This is a genomic window from Cobetia crustatorum, assembly GCF_000591415.1.
GTDB lineage: Bacteria > Pseudomonadota > Gammaproteobacteria > Pseudomonadales > Halomonadaceae > Cobetia > Cobetia crustatorum.
The window spans coordinates 1-20345 of the sequence record NZ_JEMF01000002.1; the positions used below are offsets into that span (position 1 = coordinate 1).

General features: G+C 54.8%; 18 protein-coding genes and 1 pseudogene. 14 read left to right on the plus strand and 5 right to left on the minus strand.

Going from position 1 to position 20345, the window contains the following annotated elements; translation table 11 throughout:
* The first annotated feature begins 264 nt into the window (after positions 1–264).
* Entirely contained in the window at positions 265–2139 is a 1875-nt protein-coding gene (locus tag BF12_RS0100125) for an EAL domain-containing protein (RefSeq protein WP_169734492.1), read from the plus strand.
* Between the two features lies 1 nt (position 2140).
* Here BF12_RS0100125 and BF12_RS17960 read toward each other — a convergent pair whose 3' ends face one another.
* Complete coding sequence (locus BF12_RS17960; protein ID WP_024950481.1) at positions 2141–2740, minus strand: DUF3833 domain-containing protein; 600 nt, start codon at positions 2738–2740, stop codon at positions 2141–2143.
* 900 nt (positions 2741–3640) lie between these two features.
* Between BF12_RS17960 and BF12_RS0100135 the strand changes: the two genes are divergently transcribed.
* From BF12_RS0100135 to BF12_RS0100145, 3 genes are all read left to right on the plus strand, one after another.
* Entirely contained in the window at positions 3641–4471 is an 831-nt protein-coding gene (locus BF12_RS0100135) for an ATP-dependent zinc protease family protein (protein WP_035158368.1), read from the plus strand.
* Positions 4472–4568: 97 nt separating this feature from the next.
* Entirely contained in the window at positions 4569–6131 is a 1563-nt protein-coding gene (locus tag BF12_RS0100140) for an inactive transglutaminase family protein (protein WP_024950483.1), read from the plus strand.
* A 1-nt stretch (position 6132) separates the two neighbouring features.
* Positions 6133–7149 (plus strand): alpha-L-glutamate ligase-like protein, encoded by a 1017-nt coding sequence (locus tag BF12_RS0100145; protein WP_024950484.1) that lies wholly within the window; start codon positions 6133–6135, stop codon positions 7147–7149.
* Positions 7150–7237: 88 nt separating this feature from the next.
* On the opposite strand, the gene BF12_RS0100150 is transcribed toward BF12_RS0100145, so the two are convergent.
* Positions 7238–7939 (minus strand): DUF1826 domain-containing protein, encoded by a 702-nt coding sequence (locus tag BF12_RS0100150; protein WP_024950485.1) that lies wholly within the window; start codon positions 7937–7939, stop codon positions 7238–7240.
* Between the two features lie 231 nt (positions 7940–8170).
* Here BF12_RS0100150 and BF12_RS0100155 point away from each other — a divergent pair, with 231 nt between their 5' ends.
* The 9 genes from BF12_RS0100155 (at position 8171) to BF12_RS0100195 (ending at position 15191) form a co-directional block, all read left to right on the plus strand.
* A complete protein-coding gene (locus BF12_RS0100155) occupies positions 8171–8641 on the plus strand; it encodes a Fur family transcriptional regulator (protein WP_024950486.1) in 471 nt (156 codons plus the stop codon).
* A gap of 60 nt (positions 8642–8701) precedes the next feature.
* Positions 8702–10039 (plus strand): dihydroorotase, encoded by a 1338-nt coding sequence (locus BF12_RS0100160; RefSeq protein WP_024950487.1) that lies wholly within the window; start codon positions 8702–8704, stop codon positions 10037–10039.
* Positions 10040–10115: 76 nt separating this feature from the next.
* Positions 10116–11216 (plus strand): metal ABC transporter solute-binding protein, Zn/Mn family, encoded by a 1101-nt coding sequence (locus BF12_RS0100165; protein ID WP_024950488.1) that lies wholly within the window; start codon positions 10116–10118, stop codon positions 11214–11216.
* 230 nt (positions 11217–11446) lie between these two features.
* Positions 11447–12184 (plus strand): metal ABC transporter ATP-binding protein, encoded by a 738-nt coding sequence (locus BF12_RS0100170; RefSeq protein ID WP_024950489.1) that lies wholly within the window; start codon positions 11447–11449, stop codon positions 12182–12184.
* 63 nt (positions 12185–12247) lie between these two features.
* A complete protein-coding gene (locus BF12_RS0100175) occupies positions 12248–13069 on the plus strand; it encodes a metal ABC transporter permease (RefSeq protein WP_024950490.1) in 822 nt (273 codons plus the stop codon).
* Between the two features lie 52 nt (positions 13070–13121).
* Complete coding sequence (gene hisI, locus BF12_RS0100180) at positions 13122–13565, plus strand: phosphoribosyl-AMP cyclohydrolase (protein ID WP_035158371.1); 444 nt, start codon at positions 13122–13124, stop codon at positions 13563–13565.
* A gap of 55 nt (positions 13566–13620) precedes the next feature.
* Positions 13621–13950: a membrane protein insertion efficiency factor YidD gene (gene yidD, locus BF12_RS17965; RefSeq protein ID WP_176426488.1), complete on the plus strand. Its 330-nt coding sequence runs from the start codon at positions 13621–13623 to the stop codon at positions 13948–13950.
* 129 nt (positions 13951–14079) lie between these two features.
* Positions 14080–14481, plus strand: a complete 402-nt coding sequence (locus BF12_RS0100190) for an MbcA/ParS/Xre antitoxin family protein (RefSeq protein WP_024950493.1) — start codon at positions 14080–14082, stop codon at positions 14479–14481.
* Positions 14482–14609: 128 nt separating this feature from the next.
* Positions 14610–15191 (plus strand): RES family NAD+ phosphorylase, encoded by a 582-nt coding sequence (locus tag BF12_RS0100195; protein ID WP_248623578.1) that lies wholly within the window; start codon positions 14610–14612, stop codon positions 15189–15191.
* A gap of 135 nt (positions 15192–15326) precedes the next feature.
* Here BF12_RS0100195 and BF12_RS0100200 read toward each other — a convergent pair whose 3' ends face one another.
* Together BF12_RS0100200 and BF12_RS0100205 are read right to left on the minus strand one after the other, a co-directional pair.
* Positions 15327–15758, minus strand: a complete 432-nt coding sequence (locus tag BF12_RS0100200; RefSeq protein WP_024950495.1) for a SufE family protein — start codon at positions 15756–15758, stop codon at positions 15327–15329.
* Between the two features lie 94 nt (positions 15759–15852).
* Positions 15853–17136, minus strand: coding sequence for a tyrosine-type recombinase/integrase (locus tag BF12_RS0100205; protein ID WP_024950496.1), 1284 nt, complete (start codon positions 17134–17136; stop codon positions 15853–15855).
* 401 nt (positions 17137–17537) lie between these two features.
* Between BF12_RS0100205 and BF12_RS0100210 the strand changes: the two genes are divergently transcribed.
* Positions 17538–18503 (plus strand): DNA-binding protein, encoded by a 966-nt coding sequence (locus tag BF12_RS0100210; RefSeq protein WP_024950497.1) that lies wholly within the window; start codon positions 17538–17540, stop codon positions 18501–18503.
* A gap of 130 nt (positions 18504–18633) precedes the next feature.
* Here BF12_RS0100210 and BF12_RS17970 read toward each other — a convergent pair.
* A pseudogene (locus BF12_RS17970) lies at positions 18634–20033 on the minus strand (PhoH family protein).
* Positions 20034–20345: the final 312 nt, after the last annotated feature.

A 20345-nucleotide genomic window follows, 5' to 3' on the forward strand; every position in this document is an offset into this window, starting at 1 on the left:
GATAGATCGCGATAGGCTAGTGTTGGATGTTGCAATGTTAGAAGTTTAGTTCCACATGACGCCTCGCAGCATATGCTGCGAGCGTCATGCGTTTTTGTTACAAGAAATAGTATCCGCATGATAGTCAATCATGCGATATAACAACTGGCTATCAACCCTGTAAGTGCTTACGGTAATAGATATGCCATGCGTAAAGTGGCATAAACATGCTCATATTTGCATGTGTCATATTTCTTTCGATTTATGTCCTTGAGGCCGCAGCCGATGGCAGATCCTATCTCAGAAGCATCGCTAGCTCCGGGAGGCCGTCCCGGCTTCAGGCCGGCCGCACCCCACCCTCGTGAGCAGGAGCGCATCTGCAGCCTGCACTCTCTCCAGGTGCTTGATAGTAATCACGAAAAGCGTTACGACGACCTGACGCGCTTAGTGGCAGATATCTTCGATGCCCCCATTTGCCTGGTATCGCTGGTGGATGAAGATCGGCAGTGGTTCAAGGCTCATTGTGGGCTGGATGCACGTGAAACGGGCCGAGATATCGCATTTTGCGCGCATGCTCTGCATGAAGAACGTTTCTTCGTCGTCAATGATGCGAGTAAAGATGAACGCTTCTACGATAATGCACTCGTCACTGGACCGCCTCATGTCCGCTTCTATGCGGGTGCAGTGCTGCGTGACAGCAGCGGCTTGCCACTGGGTACCCTTTGCCTGATCGATCACAAGCCACGCCAGCTCAGTGAAGCACAGCTCGACCGGCTCGAACGTTGTGCGGCACTGGTCGAGAATGAGCTCATTCAGCGTGATGCGTTGCTGGCTGAGCGAGCACGCGCCACGCTGCAAGCCAGTATTGACCCCATTACCGGTTATAGCGTTCGCCGTCGTTATCTCCAGAAGCTTTCCAGCTGGCTTGATGAGTACGCATCTGATCAAACGCTACAGGTCATACTGATCAAGGTTCAGGGCAGCGAGCGCTGGCGCAAGCAGAAGGGTAGCGACTTCGTGGACGGAGTCTTGCAGTCACTCTCGACTCAGCTCAATGAAAACTTTGATAGTAACGAGATGCTCAAGGGACGACTGAATCACGATACGCTGATGGTTCTGTTACCCCAGAAGCAAGCAGTCAGCGGCATGCGCTGGTCACGCTTTGTTGATCAGCCTTGGCTGCTGCATCTATCTGCCACTGTGCGGCCCACGCTATTGATCTGTTCGGCGAGCCTTGTGCCTGGTGCGACCACAGCACATGAATTGATTGAAATACTCGAGGAAGAGCTACATAACGCCAGCGACTGGGCGCCACTGCAGAAGGATATTCAGGTCGCGGATCTGACATCGAGTCTGCAGTTGCGTATCCAGCTCAATAATCGTTTTGCCCAGGCGCTACGCGACAACGAGCTGAGTGTGCATATACAGCCCATGTTCAAGTGCGGCACCCTGGCGCTTAGTGGTCAGGAAGTCTTGCTTCGTTGGAAGGAACAGGATCGTTGGGTAACGCCATACCAGATGTTGCGGATAGCAAGCCATGCCGGGCTAACCGAAGAGCTGGATATCTGGGTGCTACGTCAGGCATGTGCCTTGTTGAGCCAGTGGCAAGGCTCAGATGAAGAATTCAGTACCGTTCAGTTGCCGTTATCACTCAATATAGCAGCGACTCGATTACTGGAAGTCGATTATGTGGATGCCATGCGCCGTGTCTTGAGGCTTTATAGAATAAAAGGACAGCAGTTACAGCTTGATATCAGCGGTACTGAGGATTTCATGGAGTCACCTGAATCCCTGGTGGCAGCCATGAAAGCGCTAATTAGCGAAGGCATTTCATTTTGCATTGATAGGTTTGGCCCAGAGAATGACAGCTTGCGACTGTTGAGTCTGTTGCCAGCCAAAAGCGTCAAACTTCATCCGCGCTGGATTGCTCAGCTACAGACAGACCCGCGTCAGGCGCGCCTACTCAAGGCATGGACAGCCGCACTGCATGTATTGGGCCTCGAAGCGATCGCCGTGGGTGTTGAGCATGCTCGCCAGCAGCAGGTGCTTGAAGATCTGGGGTTTGATCAGGTACAGGGGTTTGCGTTCGGTCAACCAGTGCCACCGACAGACAGTTACCAAGAATGGCTGACTAACATTAAAACGGCGATAAAAGGCTAATTCATTGCGGGGGCTTTGCTGTTATCTCGGTCGTGCTTGGCGTACCAGGCTCGCAGGGGCAGCGCTGGAAGGCGAGGGTGATACTTGCAGCTTCGATACCAAGCTTACGCATTGAGGTGCGGTTGATGATGCGTTCGCCGGGTTGCAGGTACATCCAGTCATCCATACTGAACTCCCAGTGGCTATCATCAATGGGCACCTGTAACACGTAGCTCATGTGGAAGGCATTCCCGCTGCTGGCCGCTGTTGCCAGGCCCATGACATCAACGGCAGTCCCTGTCCATTGTCGGTCTCCCGCTGGCGTGAAGGTCCAGCGCCGATTCTGGGTTTCACCATCGGCATAGACGAAATCCTCGTCGAGAATCAGCTTGTTGCCATCTTTTGTGCCGGTGATATCGACTACAAAGCGTCGAGTCACTGTACCGTTATAGTCCTGGACCATACCCCAGCCACGTGTGTGGCCCACGAAGTAGTCGTCGATTCTGAGCTCCGGACCGCTATCAGCATAATCTTCGATCTGCGGGCCACTACACGCAGCAAGCAGGCCTGCAGTCATCAGTAGCAGGCCTGCCTTGAGGCCTGTGGGTAGATGAATCTTCAATATCTGTCTCCTGATGTTGTAGCCACCCTCGAACAGGGGAAGTACCTATCGCAGTCGCAGGAAATTTCTCACGCGGAATGACAGGTTTGTCATGTGGGCAGAAAAATTGTTCAGCCTATAGACAAAGATTATGCAGCATTGGTATCGAAAGCAAAAATCATGCAGAGCAGCAGCGTTGAGCGTCACTCCAGGAAGGTGCTTTGGTTGGCATTGAATGAGTTCGCATAATATATATTATGTTAAATTGGATATTTCCTTCTCTATCCACAATCAGCACTTCCTGCTTTGGCAATCATGAGTGCCTTCTTCGTTCTACTTGTTCTCTTTATTATCGGTGTCTGCCTCATGTCGGTACATGACGTCAGTCAAACACTCGTTTTAGGCGCATCGTGACGTTCTCAGATGAATCTTTGTCTATCAAGGCGGGTTGGGCATGGCCCTGATAAATGCGCAAAGGCTGTGGTGAGAATGTGCAAGCCTAGAAAGAAAGTGTCAAAGTGCCCACAGCGCTTGGTATCGAAATCCCCACTCGCTGCGTCACCGTGTTGAGACACCATTGAAGCGAGAACGGCAGGAATTCCGAATGGTCACAAGCGCAGCGCCCTTTCATACGGGCATCACAGATCGTTGTCATCGCACAGCGACAAAAACTGATCACGCAATGTCGAATCATGTCTTGGCGGTTCAGCGCGCGCCCTGAAACATGGACAGTGACCATTAGGCCTACGTATGATCGGCCTCCTGTGCACCTTTGTACTACGGGGTAAAGGTACACAGGGAACATCCAGGCATCGATAGGTAGGCGTATTTCTGTGCTGAGTTATCGATGAACAAGAATTGTGCATGCCGGCCGCGCCAGGCGCAGGTCGGTAGCAAGGCTGAACAGGGACCTCCTTCACTATGCTGATCCGCAAGCTGCTGCTGCCTATTACTTTGACTAGCGCCGTCGTAATGGCTGGCTGCGTTCCGGCACAACCTCAGCCTCAGAAACCGGTATTGACGCCTGCCGCATTCTCACAACGTATGGATGCACTGCAGGGACAACTTGCCAGTCAATGTGATGCTCAGAAGCAGCAACTGACAGAACAACAGGCGCTGAATAGCTCACTTCGTCGCGATGTTCGTGAAGTCGGTAGCCAGTTGCGCCGCATGCACGCCGAGATGGAAAAACCGGCAGCGCCACAGACGGTACAAGCCTGCAAGGCTGCGTCTGATAACCCGATCATGGACAAGACGTTACTGGGCCGTGTCGAGTGGGTTGGATTCCCCGCGATTGGTAGCTACTTCAAGGCGCGTATTGATACGGGCGCAAATACCTCATCTCTCTCCGCACGCGAAATTACCGAGTTCGAGCGTGATGGTGACAAGTGGGTCAAGTTCAAGCTTGCGCTACGCGATGATGCCAAGTATTTCGTCGCCGACGTACGTGACAAGTGGGTTGAAGCCAAGGTCAGTAGAACCGTCACCATCATTCAGGCAGCGGGTCGTGAAGAGCGTCCTGTTGTCAGCATGCTGATGACATTAGGCGATATAAAGCAGCGGGTAGAATTCACGCTGAATGATCGTCGTGATCTGACATACCCTGTGTTGTTGGGCCGTCGCTTCATGATGGATATTGCGGCTGTCGATATTAGCCGTACCTTCATCAATCCCCGTCCTGAATTCTCGGGTAGCGCCCCGAGCGCAGATGCGGCCAAGGATCAGGACCCGAATGAAGGTAACCGGGACTAAGTAACGCCCCGCTGCTATTGATGCTGATTATCCCTACTGACATGACTTGATCATTTTCCGGGTCATGTCAATTGCATAAAATATCTCAAGGACTCCCATGTCGCGTTTTGCTTTTTACCTACTTGTCAGTCTGTTGATGCTGATTGGAGTGGGATTGACGGCCTATCGCCATATCTCGTTCGATGTACCCTGGGTGCCTGGTGCGCAGCAAAAAGTGTGGGATATCGAGGCACAGGTGACCTTTACCGCCACCGGTGGCCCGGTAAAGGCGTCTCTAGCACTGCCTGAAAACCAGAAGGGCTACAGTGTCTTGACGGAAAACACGGCATCGTCAGGTTTCGGACTCTCCTATCTGGATGACCTGCCAGGCCGTCGTGCCGAGTGGTCTATCCGTGAGGCTGCTGGCTCCCAGCTGCTGTATTACACCGTCACCATGCTTGAGTCTGACAATTCCACACCTGCCGCCATCAAGCGCTTGCCGGCACCGCAGGAAGTCTCGTGGGAGCGTCCTTATGATACGGCGGCTGCACAGGTCATCGATCAGGCTCGCGCCAAGAGCGCTGACTCCTTTACCTTTGCCCGTGAGCTGATCAAACAGTTTGATGGCCAGCGTCAGGGTGAGAATGGACGCCTGTTGCTGACCCAATTCGACCGCCCGGATCTGATGCTGCGCTTGCTCAACGAAGCCGGCGTCAGCGCCCGCCTCGTCAGTGGCTTAAGCCTGGAAGATGGACGCCGTCGCCAGAATGTCAGTTTCTGGCTGCAGGTATTTGCTGAAACACCGGAGAACGGTCAAACCGTTGATCTTGATTCAGCCGATGCCGAAGACATCAATACCGACTGGGTACTGATCAATCCTGAAACCGGCAAGCAGGGTGAGCCGGATAATCTATTGCTATGGGAAGGTCGCGGCGCACCAATGCTGGAAGTCGAAGGCGGCGTGAACTCACGCGTCAGTTTCTCGATGATTCGCCACAATGAGCCGGCTGCTGTTGCCGTGCGTAACAAGCTGGCGAATGATGAGTTGCTCAACTTCTCTATCCACTCGCTGCCGCTGGAAGAACAGGCGCTTTTCAAGACGATTCTGCTGATCCCGATTGGCGCGCTGGTCGTAGTGCTACTGCGTGTACTGGTAGGTCTGAAGACCTCGGGTACCTTCATGCCAGTACTGATCGCCCTCGCCTTCATTCAGACCAGCCTTATCACTGGCTTGATCGGCTTCCTGTTGATTGTGGCGACCGGCCTGGTGATTCGCAGTTATCTATCGCGACTTAACTTACTGTTAGTCGCAAGGGTTTCGGTGGTTATCATCATGGTGATTGCGATCATCTCCATCTTCTCTGTCTTGGCATATCGCTTCGGTCTGAATGCGGGCCTGACCATCACCTTCTTCCCGATGATCATCCTGTCCTGGACTGTTGAACGCATGTCGATCCTGTGGGAAGAAGAAGGTCCCAAGGAAGTGCTCAAGCAAGGTGGCGGTAGCCTGTTGACTGCAGTACTTGCCTATCTGGCGATGAATAATCCGTGGGTGCGCCACCTCACCTTCAACTTCCTTGGTCTGCAACTGGTACTGATGGCCTTTATACTGCTGCTCGGCAATTACACCGGCTATCGTCTGCTGGAACTGCGTCGTTTCAAGCCACTGACGGAGGATTGATATGCTCTCGTCATGGATAAATCGCTGGTCACGTAACTGGACCACGCCAGGCTTGCTGCGTGACAAGGGCGTAGTCGGCATGAATCGCCGTAACATTGGTTATATATCGAAGTACAACGACCGTCGGCTCTACCCGTTGGTTGATGACAAACTGCAGACCAAGCTGCTGTGTCAGGAGCATGGGCTCGCCTCCCCTGAATTGATCGGCACTGTGACCAGCCAGTTCGAGGTCAGAGGTGTCGTCGATATGGTGCGCGAGAGTACTGGCTTTGTGATCAAGCCGGCTAAAGGCTCTGGCGGTAAGGGTATTCTTGTCATCGAGCATCATGATGGCGAAGAGTACGTAAAACCGAGTGGCGTTCGGATTAATCGTGCCGATATGGAGCGTCATGTCTCTAACATCCTGTCAGGGCTGTATTCACTGGGTGGTTCGCCTGATGTGGCGCTGATCGAAGGACTAATTTCCTTCGATCAGGCTTTTGCCGAGTTCACCTATGAAGGCGTGCCAGACATCCGTGTCATCGTCTTCAAGGGTTACCCAGTCATGGCGATGATGCGCCTGTCGACATCGGCATCAGACGGCAAAGCTAACCTCCACCAAGGTGCTGTCGGTGTCGGGTTGGATATCGGGACTGGCTGGGCTGTGCGCGGCGTTCAGTACGATCGCCCGCAGTTTGCGCATCCTGATACCGGGCATGACATCTTCTCGCTCAAGGTGCCACAGTGGGAGACCCTGTTGGTGCTTGCCTCTGGTTGCTATGAGATGACAGGTCTTGGTTATCTCGGTACTGATATGGTGCTGGATCGCCGACATGGTCCGATGCTATTGGAGCTGAATGCCCGTCCGGGCCTGGCCATTCAGATGGCCAATGGGGAAGGTCTGCGCAAGCGACTTGAACTGATCGAACGTCAGCCAGATGGTGTGCCGGTGGCAGAGCGCGTTGCCTTTGCACGCAAGCACTTTGCACGCAGCAAGGAAGACGTGGCGAATGTGGGTATGGCACCAATCGCTGACTGAGTGCTTCGTTGCCAGCATTGCCTGGTGTAGAGAGAACGCAAAACACCCCGCCGAGGCGGGGTGTTTTGCGTTCAGCGAGACCGGTGCGTTAGCCCGGGTCGAGACTTAGCATCATACGTTTGCCGTTCGGCACGACTGGCGAGCGGTGAATAAGCCCTCGCCCCTCATTGCCCGGCCAGCACTCTCCCTTGAGCAATGCCAGACTACCGAGACGCAACTCTCGAATCTGCTCAGGGTTGATACAGACATCCTGGTGCCCGTATTGGCCATGCCCCAGTGCCAATCGGTCTGCCGCCTCCTCTGGTAGCCACTGCGTTCCAGGCCCTTGATACGTGGTCACCATGCGTACAGGGATCTTGTCGACATGAAAACGTGGGCACATGGCTCGCTGTGTGACTTCCAGGCGCAAGCCGACGTCATCGACCTCGAAGAGCTCCCCCATGGCAGCCCCCAGCAGGCTGATATCGCCAATGATCGCCTCTCCCGCCTCAGGTGCAGGTAGATAGCGTTCCAGCATATGGCATATCTCGCTGATAGGTCCGCGCCATCGTATGTTCAGCGGATAGGAGGCATATAACTGCGCTTGGACGGCCAGCTTGAGTGCAGCATCAATGCGTCGCTGCATGACAGCAAGCGTGATCTCCGGACGAAAGATCTCGCCCAGATCCAGTGCTTGATGGCCGAGGTGCCAATGTCTTGGGGCATCAGCATCTCCAGCGAGGGAGCCAGGTGGTGGCTGATCCTTTGAGAATGGCGGTAGCGTTGATGTGTATAGCTCGCGACACAGCATGAAGGGCTCCTTTGATTGACCATGACAAATATCAATAATGAGATGTTATAACATATCTTTTGGTGCGCGAAATAGTATCATTTAACGTTCCAGTAACAGGATCCCTATGTCTTGCATGTGGCTCAGCGAGGGCAATTTGCCTAGAATAAGGCTCTGGTCATTCAGGCAGACCACTGACAGCACCTAATGCTGCCACTGTGTGTGCTGCCCTCCCGACACTCAGGATTCTTCATGCCCGAGCAATTTTCGCTGATCGACCAGGCAGAACGTCAATGTCTGGCGAGAGGTGCGCGCTTTACTCCGATTCGGCGACGCGTACTGGAATTGATTGCGGCCAGCCATGGCGCACTCAAAGCCTACGACTTGCTTGATCAGCTCGCCAAGGAACATGGCGCAGCACGCCCCCCCACGATTTACCGTGCACTGGACTTCCTGATTGCTCAGGGGCTTGTCCACCGTATCGAATCACTCAATGCCTATCTGGCTTGCCACTGCCCAGAGCATCAGCACGGCTTTCAATTATTGATCTGCCGCGGCTGTGGGCGAGTTGAAGAAATGCATGATGATGATCTCGGTTCACGGTTGGCTGCCAGTGCCAGCGCACATGGCTTCACGATTGAGCGGCAAACGGTAGAACTGGAAGGGCGTTGCGGCGAGTGTATTGCCCAAGGGCTCACCTCAGTGGAATCTCCTGCACACTGAACAGGCCCTTGCGGACAATTTTGATACGTTATAACATTTGATCACCACGGAGGACGTCACATGCTGGACATCCGCATCTCACAGGCACAAGTCGTCAATGAAGGCACCATTTCCACTCTGGATGTGGGCATCAAGAACGGACGTATCCATGCCATCGGTAGCGATCTGTCTCATCTGGATGCGCGTGAAGTCATTGATGCCCAGGGACGCCATCTGCTGCCGGGCATGATTGATGATCAGGTACATTTTCGTGAGCCCGGGCTGACCGCCAAGGGCAATATTGCCACCGAATCAGCCGCCGCCGTGGCGGGAGGCATTACCACCTTCTTTGATATGCCCAATGTCAAACCGGCTACGCTGGATAGCGCCGCACTGGAAGCCAAGTTCGCCGTTGCCGCCGGACGTGCGCACGCCAATCATGCGTTCTATCTGGGTGCCAGCAACGACAATCTGGAAGCAATCAAGACGCTTGATCCCAACCAGACCTGCGGCATCAAGATCTTCATGGGGGCCTCTACCGGCAACATGTTGGTTGATGATCCAGATATTCTGGAAGGTATCTTCAAGCATGCGCCGACGCCCATCGTCACGCATTGCGAAGATACGCCGATGATTCTGGAAAACGAAGCACGCTGGCGTGAGCGCTTCGGTGAAGACGTGCCCTTCTCCGAGCATGGACGGATCCGTTCACGCGAAGCCTGTATCAAAAGTTCACGTTTGGCGATTGATCTGGCGACACGCAATGACACCCAGCTTCACGTATTGCACCTGACGACCGCTGAAGAAATGGCGCTGTTTACGCCGGGCCCCATGAAGGGTAAACAGATTACCGCTGAAGTCTGTGCACATCACCTGTGGTTCAGTGATGTCGACTATGACGAGCGTGGCAGCCTGATCAAGTGCAATCCGGCCGTAAAGACCCAGGCCGATCGTGCTGCACTGCGCGCTGCCGTGATGGATGGTCGTATCGATATCATCGCCACTGATCACGCGCCGCATACCTGGGAAGAAAAGCAGAACCCATATTTCAAGGCCCCTTCCGGTCTGCCGCTAGTTCAGCATGCTCTGCTGTCGCTGCTCGATCAGGTCAAGGACGGTGTTTATGACCTGGAGACCCTGGTGCAGAAGACGAGTCATAACGTGGCAGAGCGCTTCTCCATCGTTGACCGCGGCTATATTCGCGAAGGTGCTTTTGCCGATCTCGTATTGGTCGACCTGAATGGCGAAACTCGCGTGACTCGCGACAACGTGCTCTACAAGTGTGGCTGGAGCCCCTTCGATGGCGTGACGTTCAAGGCGCGTATCGATGCCACCTTCGTCAACGGTATCAAGGCTTACGACGGTAAGACCGTCGCTCCGGTAGCCAATGGTCAGCGTCTAACATTCAATCGCGGCTGAGTGAGGCAATAATGTATCGGTCTTGATCGATACACAGCGCCCGCATGATGTCGTGATCTCAAGAGGAAGTTGTTTCATGACACTGCATGCGGGCCATGCCCTTCGTAATGCCGGCCATTTCAATGGCCGCACTCTTCGTCGGACCCTGCGTCCAACCTTGCGGCTACGCCTGACCACTGCGTTGTTGGGGGGGCTAGCTGCACTGTCTGCTCCCTGGGCAATGGCTCAGACGGATGAGCAGCCGCTCAAGGTGGCGGTCAGTATTCCGCCGCTGCATTGGATGGTTGACCAACTGGCCGGTGACTTTGTTGATATCACCACGCTGGTGACGCCTGGCAATAGCCCCGATACCTATGATCCCACGCCTCGTCAGGTTGCAGCACTGTCCAGCGTGCCGCTCTACCTTGCGATTGGCGTGCCGTTCGAGCAGGTATGGTTGCCGCGCCTTGAGCAGAACCAACCTGAAATGCAGGTCGTACATCTCGAGGCAGGTCTCAAGACACGCTTCTTCGGTGCGGGCGAGGCTCACCACCATGATGACCACGCCAATCATGATGAGCACGAAGATCACGCCGATCATGACGAGCACGAAGATCATACCAATCATGATGAGCACGAAGATCACGAGGCACACGCGGCACACGCGGGTCACGATGATCATGGGGAAGACCAGGGTGAAGCTGATCCTCACCTATGGCTGGATCCGGAGCGCATGATGAAGATGATCGAGCGCACGTCAGATGTCCTGGAAGCCCATATTCCAGAGCATGCCAGCGATATTCAGGCCAATGAGCAGCAATTGCTGGCATCCCTTGATGCGCTCGACAGCGAAATCAGTCAGCAGCTCGCTCCGTATCAAGGGCGTAATTTCATGATCTTCCACCCAAGCTTTGGCTACTTCTCTGATCGTTATCAGCTAGTGCAGCATGCTATCGAGACTAGTGGTCGTGAGCCGACACCACGTGAGATGGCGCAGGTGATAGCGCGGGCGAAAAGCGAAAAGATCGGCACCATCTTCGTGTCAGGTCAATTCTCCCAAACTGCTGCCAAGCGTATCGCTAGTTCATTGAATGCCAAGGTTGCTGTGCTAGACCCATTGGCCGAAGACTATCCCGAGAATCTGCGTCAGGCTTCCATAGCATTGCGCAAAGGCTTCGAGCTGACTGATAGTCAGTAATTGAGACGATGGCCGATTAGAGAATTGATCGGATAATTATCGCGCTGGCCACGCAATGTTTGTGGTTAGCCATCTGTTACACCAGACAGGCGGGCGCGTAAGCGTCCGCCTGTGCATTGATCTGAGGTTACCCTCTTCATGGCCATCCCCTCCTCCGCCCGCGTGATTAAGGCGGACAGTCAGTCGGATATTCCGGTGACAGGTCGTAGCGTAGGCCGGTATTCCGCCCAGTGCCTCCCGATGTGCCCGATGCCATTGATATTCGCGGCGTGACCTTTCGCTATGGCGAACAGGTCATTCTTGATAGCGTCGATTTTCAGGTGGGTGCGCGTGAAATCGTCGGGCTCATTGGTCCTAACGGTGGTGGAAAAAGCACGTTGCTGAAGCTGGTGCTGGGCTTGTTGAAGCCAGTGTCAGGATGCGTGCAGGTGCTAGGTAAATCGCCTAGTGCTGCCGCGCGCCATATCGGCTATGTGCCGCAGTTCGCCAATTTCGTGAAGCGCTTTCCCATTCGCGTCGAAGATGTCGTGTTGATGGGCCGTCAGGGGCGTTCACGCCACTGGGGCCCTTGGCCGCGTGCTGATCGTGAAGCGATCGAAGCCGTACTTGAGGAAGTCGACATCAGTCATCTGCGTCGTCGGCATATCGATGCACTGTCCGGCGGACAGTTACAGCGTGTACTGATTGCGCGTGCGCTTGCCGCTGAGCCGCGCCTTTTGTTGCTGGACGAGCCAACGGCAAGTGTCGATAGTGACGGCGAGCGCTCTCTTTTCGAGTTGTTTCATCGTCTGGCCAATCGCATGAGCGTGGTCGTGATCAGCCACGATCTCGGCTTTATCAGTGATTATGTCGATCGCGTCGCCTGTCTCAATCGTCAGATGGTTATTCATGATACCGAGGCGCTGACCGCTGATTCCATTGAGAAGCTCTATGGTGACCACGTCCACATGATTCACCATCATCACTGAGCAGCGTCATTCACCTTTCATTTTATCCATGGCTCATTCTCGCGAGCTCAAGGCCCGATTCGCATGAACTTCATTACCGCTCTGGGCAGTCAGGACTTCCTGCAAAATGCCCTGTTCACCGGACTATTGGCCAGTATCGCGGCCGGATTGGTCGGGCCCTATGTCGTGGTGCGTCGTATCGGCTATCTTGCCGGCGGCATTGCACACACGGTACTCGCCGGCATGGGTATCGCCTACTTTCTCGGCGCCAACCCATTGATGGGTGCCTTCGTCAGCGCCATTCTCGCTGCGCTCCTGATCGGCTACATCAGCCTCAAGGGCTTTGATCAGGAAGACACCGTCATTGGTGCGCTGTGGGCGATAGGCATGGCGACTGGCATACTCTTCATCAGTCAAACGCCGGGCTACAAGGTTGATCTGATGAGCTATCTGTTCGGCAATCTGTTGCTGGTACCAGCAGAAGCCATCAGCATGCTGGCCTGGGTGGTCGGAGGGCTGGCGCTGGTATTGCTGGTTGTACACCGGCCGCTCACCGCCGTCATTTTCGATGAAGAATTCGCGCGTCTGCGCGGGGTGCCGGTCAAGTCGCTCTATTTATTGCTGCTGGTACTGGTCGCCATTACCGTCGTGCTGCTATTGCAGGCCGTCGGTCTGATCATGGTACTGGCACTGTTATCATTACCTGCTGCCTTGGCGGGCCATCATGCTCGTTCACTGGGCATGATGATCGTGGTCGCAAGTCTGGCGGCGATGGCGTTCACGACTGGCGGCCTGGCGATTTCATGGCAGTTCGATCTGCCTGCTGGCGCCACTATCGTGCTGGTCGCGGGCATCGCCTATCTGGTATCACTGGTCTGGCGCAGTACGCGCGGCCAGCGTCGATAATCGATCTGCCCTGTCTTTATCTATTACCTAACTACTGCAAGGACCTTTCCGGATGGCACAGGATGGACTGCTGAAATCGCTGGAAAATGCAGACGTCGGCGAAAAGCTCGCGCTGGATACGTTGCTCAGTGCCCTGCCCTGGAATGCGGATGGCCTGATCCCCGCCATTGCTCAGCAGCATGACAGCGGTGAAGTCCTGATGATGGCATGGATGAATGCAGAGGCATTGCACGAAACGCTGACCAGTGGTCGCGTCTGCTATTTCTCGCGTTCGCGCAGCAAGCTATGGCGCAAGGGGGAAAGCTCGGGACAGCAACAGCTGCTGGTGAGCACACATCTTGATTGCGATGGCGATACCTTGCTGGTCAAGGTCGATCAGACTGGCCCTGCCTGCCACACCGGCCGCAAGAGCTGCTTCTACTGGCAGTTGGATGCCGAGGGCGCCACGATTACCGATGCTCCGCTGATCGATCCCGCAGATCTGTATGGTAAGTGAATCATATGGCTAGCCTGATCCTCAACACCCGCTACGGCGCCGACTGGCCAGTGCAATGTCTGCTGTACTGGTCGGCATGTTGCGCGGCTATCAGCTGATCATCAGCCCTTTGCTGGGTCCGCGATGCCGTTTCTATCCCAGTTGCTCAAGTTATGGGCTAGAGGCCATCAAGGTGCATGGCCCTTTGAAAGGTTGCTGGCTGACCCTCAAGCGATTATCGCGCTGTCATCCATTAGGTGGGTCCGGCGGCGTTGATCTGGTGCCTCCACGCAGCGGCTCGGTGTCGGCAAGCTCCGAACGCTCCTGTATTGATCATTCTTGTGCTGATCGTCGTGATGGTACTCCTGTGTTGCGCGATACCTCCTCCGAAAATGATGTGTCATAGCCGCTGCGTATCACCAAGCCGTCATTCAGTAGTGTCGAGTCCCTCATGGCCAATAGATGCCACTACGCAGGTGAAGTGAATTTGTGATAATCTACACATGTGTAGATTATTAGCTTCAGGAGGCTCCCCATGTCCACCGCTACCGCCATTGATCGTGTTTCCCCTACTAACCCCAATGTAGGCCGAGTGGCACTCAAGTCCTTCTTCAATATCATGGAGAAGTGGCAATGTAGTGCTGCCGATCAGCGAGTGCTGTTGGGGGGGATCGGCACAACGACCTTCCATAAATATCGCAAGCTACCGGAAGTACGTCTGCCCAATGACACCTTGGAGCGTATCTCCTATGTGATGGGGATTCACAAGGCGCTACGGATCCTGTTCAGCAATACGCCAGAAATGGCCCATGAATGGGTGCGCCGTGCTAACCGTGCTGCGCCCTTCAATGGTCGTAGTGCGTTGGATTACATGCTGGCTGGCCAAGTGGTGTCACTGGCGGATACCCGCCGTTATCTCGATGGTGTGCGCGGATGAAGTCCTCCATGGTAAGCACGCCACCACCGCTTACCTTGCCACAATGGCAAAGCGCTTGGCGTGTAATCTCGAGTGCTTTCCCGCCTATCTCGGTTTTTGAGGACATCCTCGAGCCTGAGGAGTTGGAGATGGCATTCGTCATCGAAGCCATGACCAACGATCGCCTGCGTGAAGAGGCAGGAGAACTTTCGCGTGTTGCCTCAGAAGACCGTATCAGTGGGCCTGGCTCGACGCCGGTAATGGCAGCCTTTACGCATATCGGTCGTGCATCACGCTTTACTGATGGCAGCTTTGGCGTCTATTACTGCGCCAGTACGCTGGATACGGCGATTGCGGAAACACGCTTTCATATGGCGCGCTTTCTGAGTGATACCACGCAACCGAGTCAGGAAATGACCATGCGTAGTTATGTAAATCAGGTCACTCAAGTATTACATGATATTCGTCAGGGATATGACGCGTTGTGCCTCGCCGATATGAATAGCTATCCGACTGGGCAGGCATTTGCCGCACAGTTGCGAGAAAGCGGTAGCTGGGGGTTGCTGTATCCGAGCGTACGCAATGCCAGTATCGATCAGGAGGCTGAATGTGCTGCCATTCTGCGCCCGCCGGCGGTCAGCATTCCCATCCAGGGGCCACACCTGCGCTATGTATGGGATGGCCAGCATCAGGCCATGACCCATGTCTTGGAGGTCAAGGAGCATCGTTGACGCTGAGGAGCGTGGAAAGAGATTCTCTTATCGTTTGCTCAAGTCAAAAAAACGCCCGTGATCACCGACCCTTTTCAAGGTTAGTGATCGCGGGCGTTTTGATCATGAATCTAGTCGTGGTTCAACAATCAACCATTACGCCTTGGCATGCAGTTCTGCGACACCATAGATGCGCTTGAGCATGGCGTGTAATCCATTGGAGCGCGTCGGCGACAAGTGCTTGTCCAGACCAAGCTCCGCGAGGAAAGTCGGCTGAGTTGCGACAATTTCTTGTGGTGTGCGGTCATTGTAGATACGCATCACCACCGCAATCAGGCCGGCGACGATGGCTGCGTCAGAAGTGGCTTGGAAGTGTAGACGTTGCTCACTTCCCTCGCCTTTTACCTCAGGATGAATCCAGACATTGGACTGACAGCCGTCAATCTTGGTGTGCGGCCCCTTCAGTTCTTCCGGATAAACCGGCAGTGCCTTGCCCATGTCGATGATGTACTGATAGCGGTCCATCCAGTTGTCGAAAAAGCTGAATTCCTCGACCAGTTCCGCTTGCGCCTGCTGGGCCTCGCTCATGCTGACTCCATCTTGTCTGGTGATGCGGATAACGCACGGTACGTAACGTGTAATCATCCCATGATAACGCGCCAATTCGCGTGGCGCACGGCGCTTAGATGTCGTGATCATCAGTCGCTTGCGAACGTGCCCCTAATGAATGCCGCGCCATCTGCTCCTGCCATTCCGAATCTTCGGCATGCAGATAGCGAGATGTCGTATCAAGGCGTGAATGCCGTGCGGAGCGTGATAAAAAGCGCAGCTCCACGCCCGCTTGCGCCTGATGGGTAATGGCGGTGTGGCGCAACCAGTGCGGACTGGCCTTCTCGAGGCTACGCGCCATCAGCTCGCTGGCATCGCCGGGCTGCTCGGCGCGTGCCCGCATGTCTCCAGCTGCTTGGGCAAACGTCTGCTTGATCAATCGATAGAGCTGGTTATCCCCTAATGGAGTCGTGCCATCCAGGCGTGGTATCAGTGGCATGCGCTCATCATCTGCCAATGCCTGCGGTTGATCACTCATGCCACGAACGCGACGCCAGCGACTCAAGGCCTCAAGCATCGGTGGCGGCAGGGGAATTTCGGCCAGCTTGGCGCCTTTGCCAATGACACGCCACCACCACTGCCCTTCTCGCAGTGATATATCACCCATGCGCGCCGCTGCCATCTCGGCAATACGAGGCGCCATGAGGTAGGCGAATGCAAACAGAAAGCGCTGACGCTCTGCCACGAAATGTTGGCGGCGCTCCATGATTGATGCGGCTGTACTATCACCGCTTGGCTGTATCGCTGAGGCCATGCATTGCTGCTCGATACGCTCCCACAGCCAGTCCCAGAGTGGCCGCTCCAGGTAACGCTCAACGTGCTGAGTGCGATTGTCCAGACGACGTTTATCACGCATCAGGCGGAAAGGGTTGCGACTCAGATAACCTGCCTCGACCAACCAGCTATACAGCCCCTGAAGAATTACCAGGCTCTGTCGTCGGCTCGCTGGCGCCAACGGCCCTCGAAAGGGACGCCATTCGGGATGTTTTCGGGCGCGCACGCTGCCAATCCAGCGCTGTGCAGGACGTGGGTCTGCCAGAAAGGATTCAAATTGTTCCAGTCGCGCGCGATCCAGACTCGATAACGTCGCTTCTCGGCCCAGCTCGCCCTCCGCCTTCAGCCATAACAGCAGACGCTCTGCTTCCTTGCGGTACGCGCGCAGTGTTTGCGCGCTGTGGAGGTATTCGGCAAGCCAGGCAGCCACCGCTTCTATATCTGTACGCGCCCGAATTAGCGTGGGCTGAGATGATGCCGAGCGCGCGCTCGTGGCTTCCGTTTTCTGTAGCTCGCCTTCGAGATGATTTATCAGCGTGTTGATACCACCAGCTCCACTGTTATCTGCTGCTTCATACACCATATGGGTGGCGATTCCTGTAGTTGAAGCTCATATCGAGGCGTGTAGACCCTTGTTTTCGGGCAATAAGAGCCCCTTTCGCCTACCGCGTGCTATCCCTGTGTTTATTGTGCTGTTGTACTCATAATTATTCAAGATAAGGCGCGTAATCATGAATTTATATTCGCTCTCGTGTCGTAAATTACATATTACGTATAACGTAATTATCTTTATCCTGCACCATCAACACGGTATGATTGACTCAAGCGGCAACGCCATCTGGTCATTGGTCGTCCTGGGGAATGCATAAAGTAGCCTCATGGCGCGATATCGCACGATTCTGGTGCTATTAAGGTGGTAGTCGACATCGCTTCATGGCGTAATGGCCGTTAAGCATTTACTTCAGAATATGGACGGAGATTCCCATGGCGCGCACTGGCGTCCAGTACGAGGATGTACAACGAGCCATCGAGTCACTGATGGCGCGGGGCGAAGCCCCAAGCGTGCAGAAAATTCGTGAGGTGCTCGGCACGGGCAGCTTCACTACCATCAGCGATCATTTACGCGAGTGGCGTCAGCGACGTGCGGAAAAGCGTGATGAGCCCTTGAGTCAGGCAATGCCGGATAGCTTGACCGAGACACTCGCGGTGGTGTGGAAGGAAGCTCAAGGTCTGGCAAATGAGAGCCTTGTCCACTACCGACATGAAGCGGACAAGCAGACGAGTGCTGCCCGCGAATCTGAGGCCCAATCGCAGCGCCGCGCGGAAGATGCTGAGCAGCGACTGAGTGCTTTATCGGAGCAACTGGCGCAGGTGCAGGCGCGGCTTGAAGAACGAGTACAAGCACTTGCAACCCTGACTCACGAGCGGGAGCACTGGCAGCAACACCAGGAAAAGTTAGAAAAGCGTCTGACGCTGGCGCAGGAAGATGCCACAGCGCTGGAACGCTCGCGTGAGCACGATAACGAGCGACATCAGCAGGCGCTGCAAGATCAGGATGTTGAATGGAAAGAACGACTGGTGCAGGAAGAGTCGCGCCATGAGGCGAGTGAGACGCGCTTGATGAAGATGCTCGATGATGCACGCCTCGAGAAGCATGAACTCGACAAGCAGCATCGTCGTCGCCAAGAACAGCTCGAGAAACGCATCGAGCGTCTTGATGCTCAGACGGCAGAGCAGCGTAAGTTGCTGCAGGAAGAAGAGCGTCGCCGCTTTGAAGAGGCGACGTTGCGCCAGCAGCGTGATTCAGAGCTCAAGAGCTTGCGGGCGCAACTAGAGCACTCAACTGCGGAGCAGTCGCGCGTCGAGGCCCAGTTGGTACAGGTCAATCACGAAAATCGCATGCTGCAGGAACGCCTATCGCACGCACCATTGCCGCCATTCGTTTGCTGAGCAGCCCCCTTTCAGCATCATGATTCATGAAGCTCCAGGCGTGCCCGCTACTGGTGGGATAAAGCAAGACGCCGCCCTTATGGGCGGCGTCTTGCTGATTCTCATTGGGCAAAAGATGATCTCTTGCTCGCTAAAGCAGCTCTTCTGCCACTAGTGCCAAACGCGAGCGTTCAACACATTTTAGCGTGACGTGTCCCGCATGTGGCCAGTTGGCGAAGCGTTGCACTGCTACCGCAAGACCACAGGTGTTGGCTGTCAGATACGGTGTGTCGATCTGTCCAACATTCCCCAGCAATACCACCTTGGTATTTGCTCCCGCTCGCGTCAGCAGCCCTTTAAGCTGCTTGGGCGTCAGGTTTTGCGCTTCATCAATGATCAGGAAGGTATCGCTCAGGGTACGTCCGCGCATGAAAGACGGTGAGCGAATCTGCACGCGATTACCGATCCACGCCCGTGTTGCCTCTTCGCTCCATGCACTGGTGCCTTCACCCTCCTTACGCAGCAAGTTGTCCATGTTGTCGTGGAAGGCCCCCATCCAGGGCGACATCTTCTCTTCCTCTGTGCCGGGCAGAAAGCCTATTTCTTCGCCCATCGCAATCGGCGCGCGCGTGAAGATGATGCGCTCGAAGCGTTTTTTCTCGAGTGTCTGCTCAAAGGCTGCTGCAAGGGTCATGTAAGTCTTGCCTGTGCCTGCGCTACCGGCGATCGACACCATGTCGATGCTTTCATCCATCAGTAGATTAAGGGCGAAGTTCTGACGGCTGTCATGAGCATTGACACCCCAGGCACTCCGTTCATTACGGTAATTCTGCAGGACCTCGAGCGTGGCATGATCATGCCCCAGCTCACGCACGATAGCCTCGAAGCTTGCCCCGACATCACAGTCGGCAATCAGCATGCCGGGATACCAGTCGCTCGGCATCTGCCCAGAGAGTTGGTAGAAAGTACGATGATGTTCGCGTGTCACAGTGACATCAAATTTGAGATCATCCCAGACACCTTGACCGTCAGGCCCAGCTTCATGATAGAGCTTGACCCCCTCGATCATGGCATCACTGTCGGTGAAGGCTCTATCGGTCAGATAGTCTTCTACCGCCATGCCCAGCGCAGCAGCCTTGATACGGAGATTGATATCCTTTGTCACTAGGATGACTGAGATACCCTGCTACGTGCCACCAGGCTTTGAGTTTCTGCAAGAATACGATTATCAGCGCAGGCGTCGCTTTGATCGACAGTCCCAGAGAGAAAGTGAAGATGACCGGAGCCGCTCAGTGTTCCTGGCAGCGGGATGCCGCGCAGGATTTCCTGAGGGGTGATGTCGGCAGTGAGATCAGACAAGGTACGACTGATTTGACGAGCAGTGTGGGCGATCTCCTTATTGCCATTTTTGTGCTTATCCAGCTCCTCAAGGACAGTCATCGGAATGACGACATCGTGCTCGTCAAACTGGAAAATGGCCGAGGGATCGTGAATCAGCACATTGGTATCGAGGACATACAGGCGGTGGGACTGCTTCTCGACTCTTACCATTGGCGACGTGCCTTCCGTTGGAGTGTGCCCTTTGAAACTAGCATGCTGAATATGTCGATTGTGTTTCAAATCACTCGCCAATTTCACGCTGAGACTAATGACAGGTCACGCAACGCAAGCGCATACTTCGTCTCCGCTAACGGCCTGTAGTACTTTCTTCATCGATCATGGCCCCGCCATCCAGATGCCATAAAAAAGCCGCCCCGGCATGCCGGGGCGGCTTTTTGTCATGAACTGCTTGACGGTTTATACCACAGGGTCAAATACCCTATCAGGCGGCAATCGCCTCGCGGCGACGGCGCCTTACCTGTA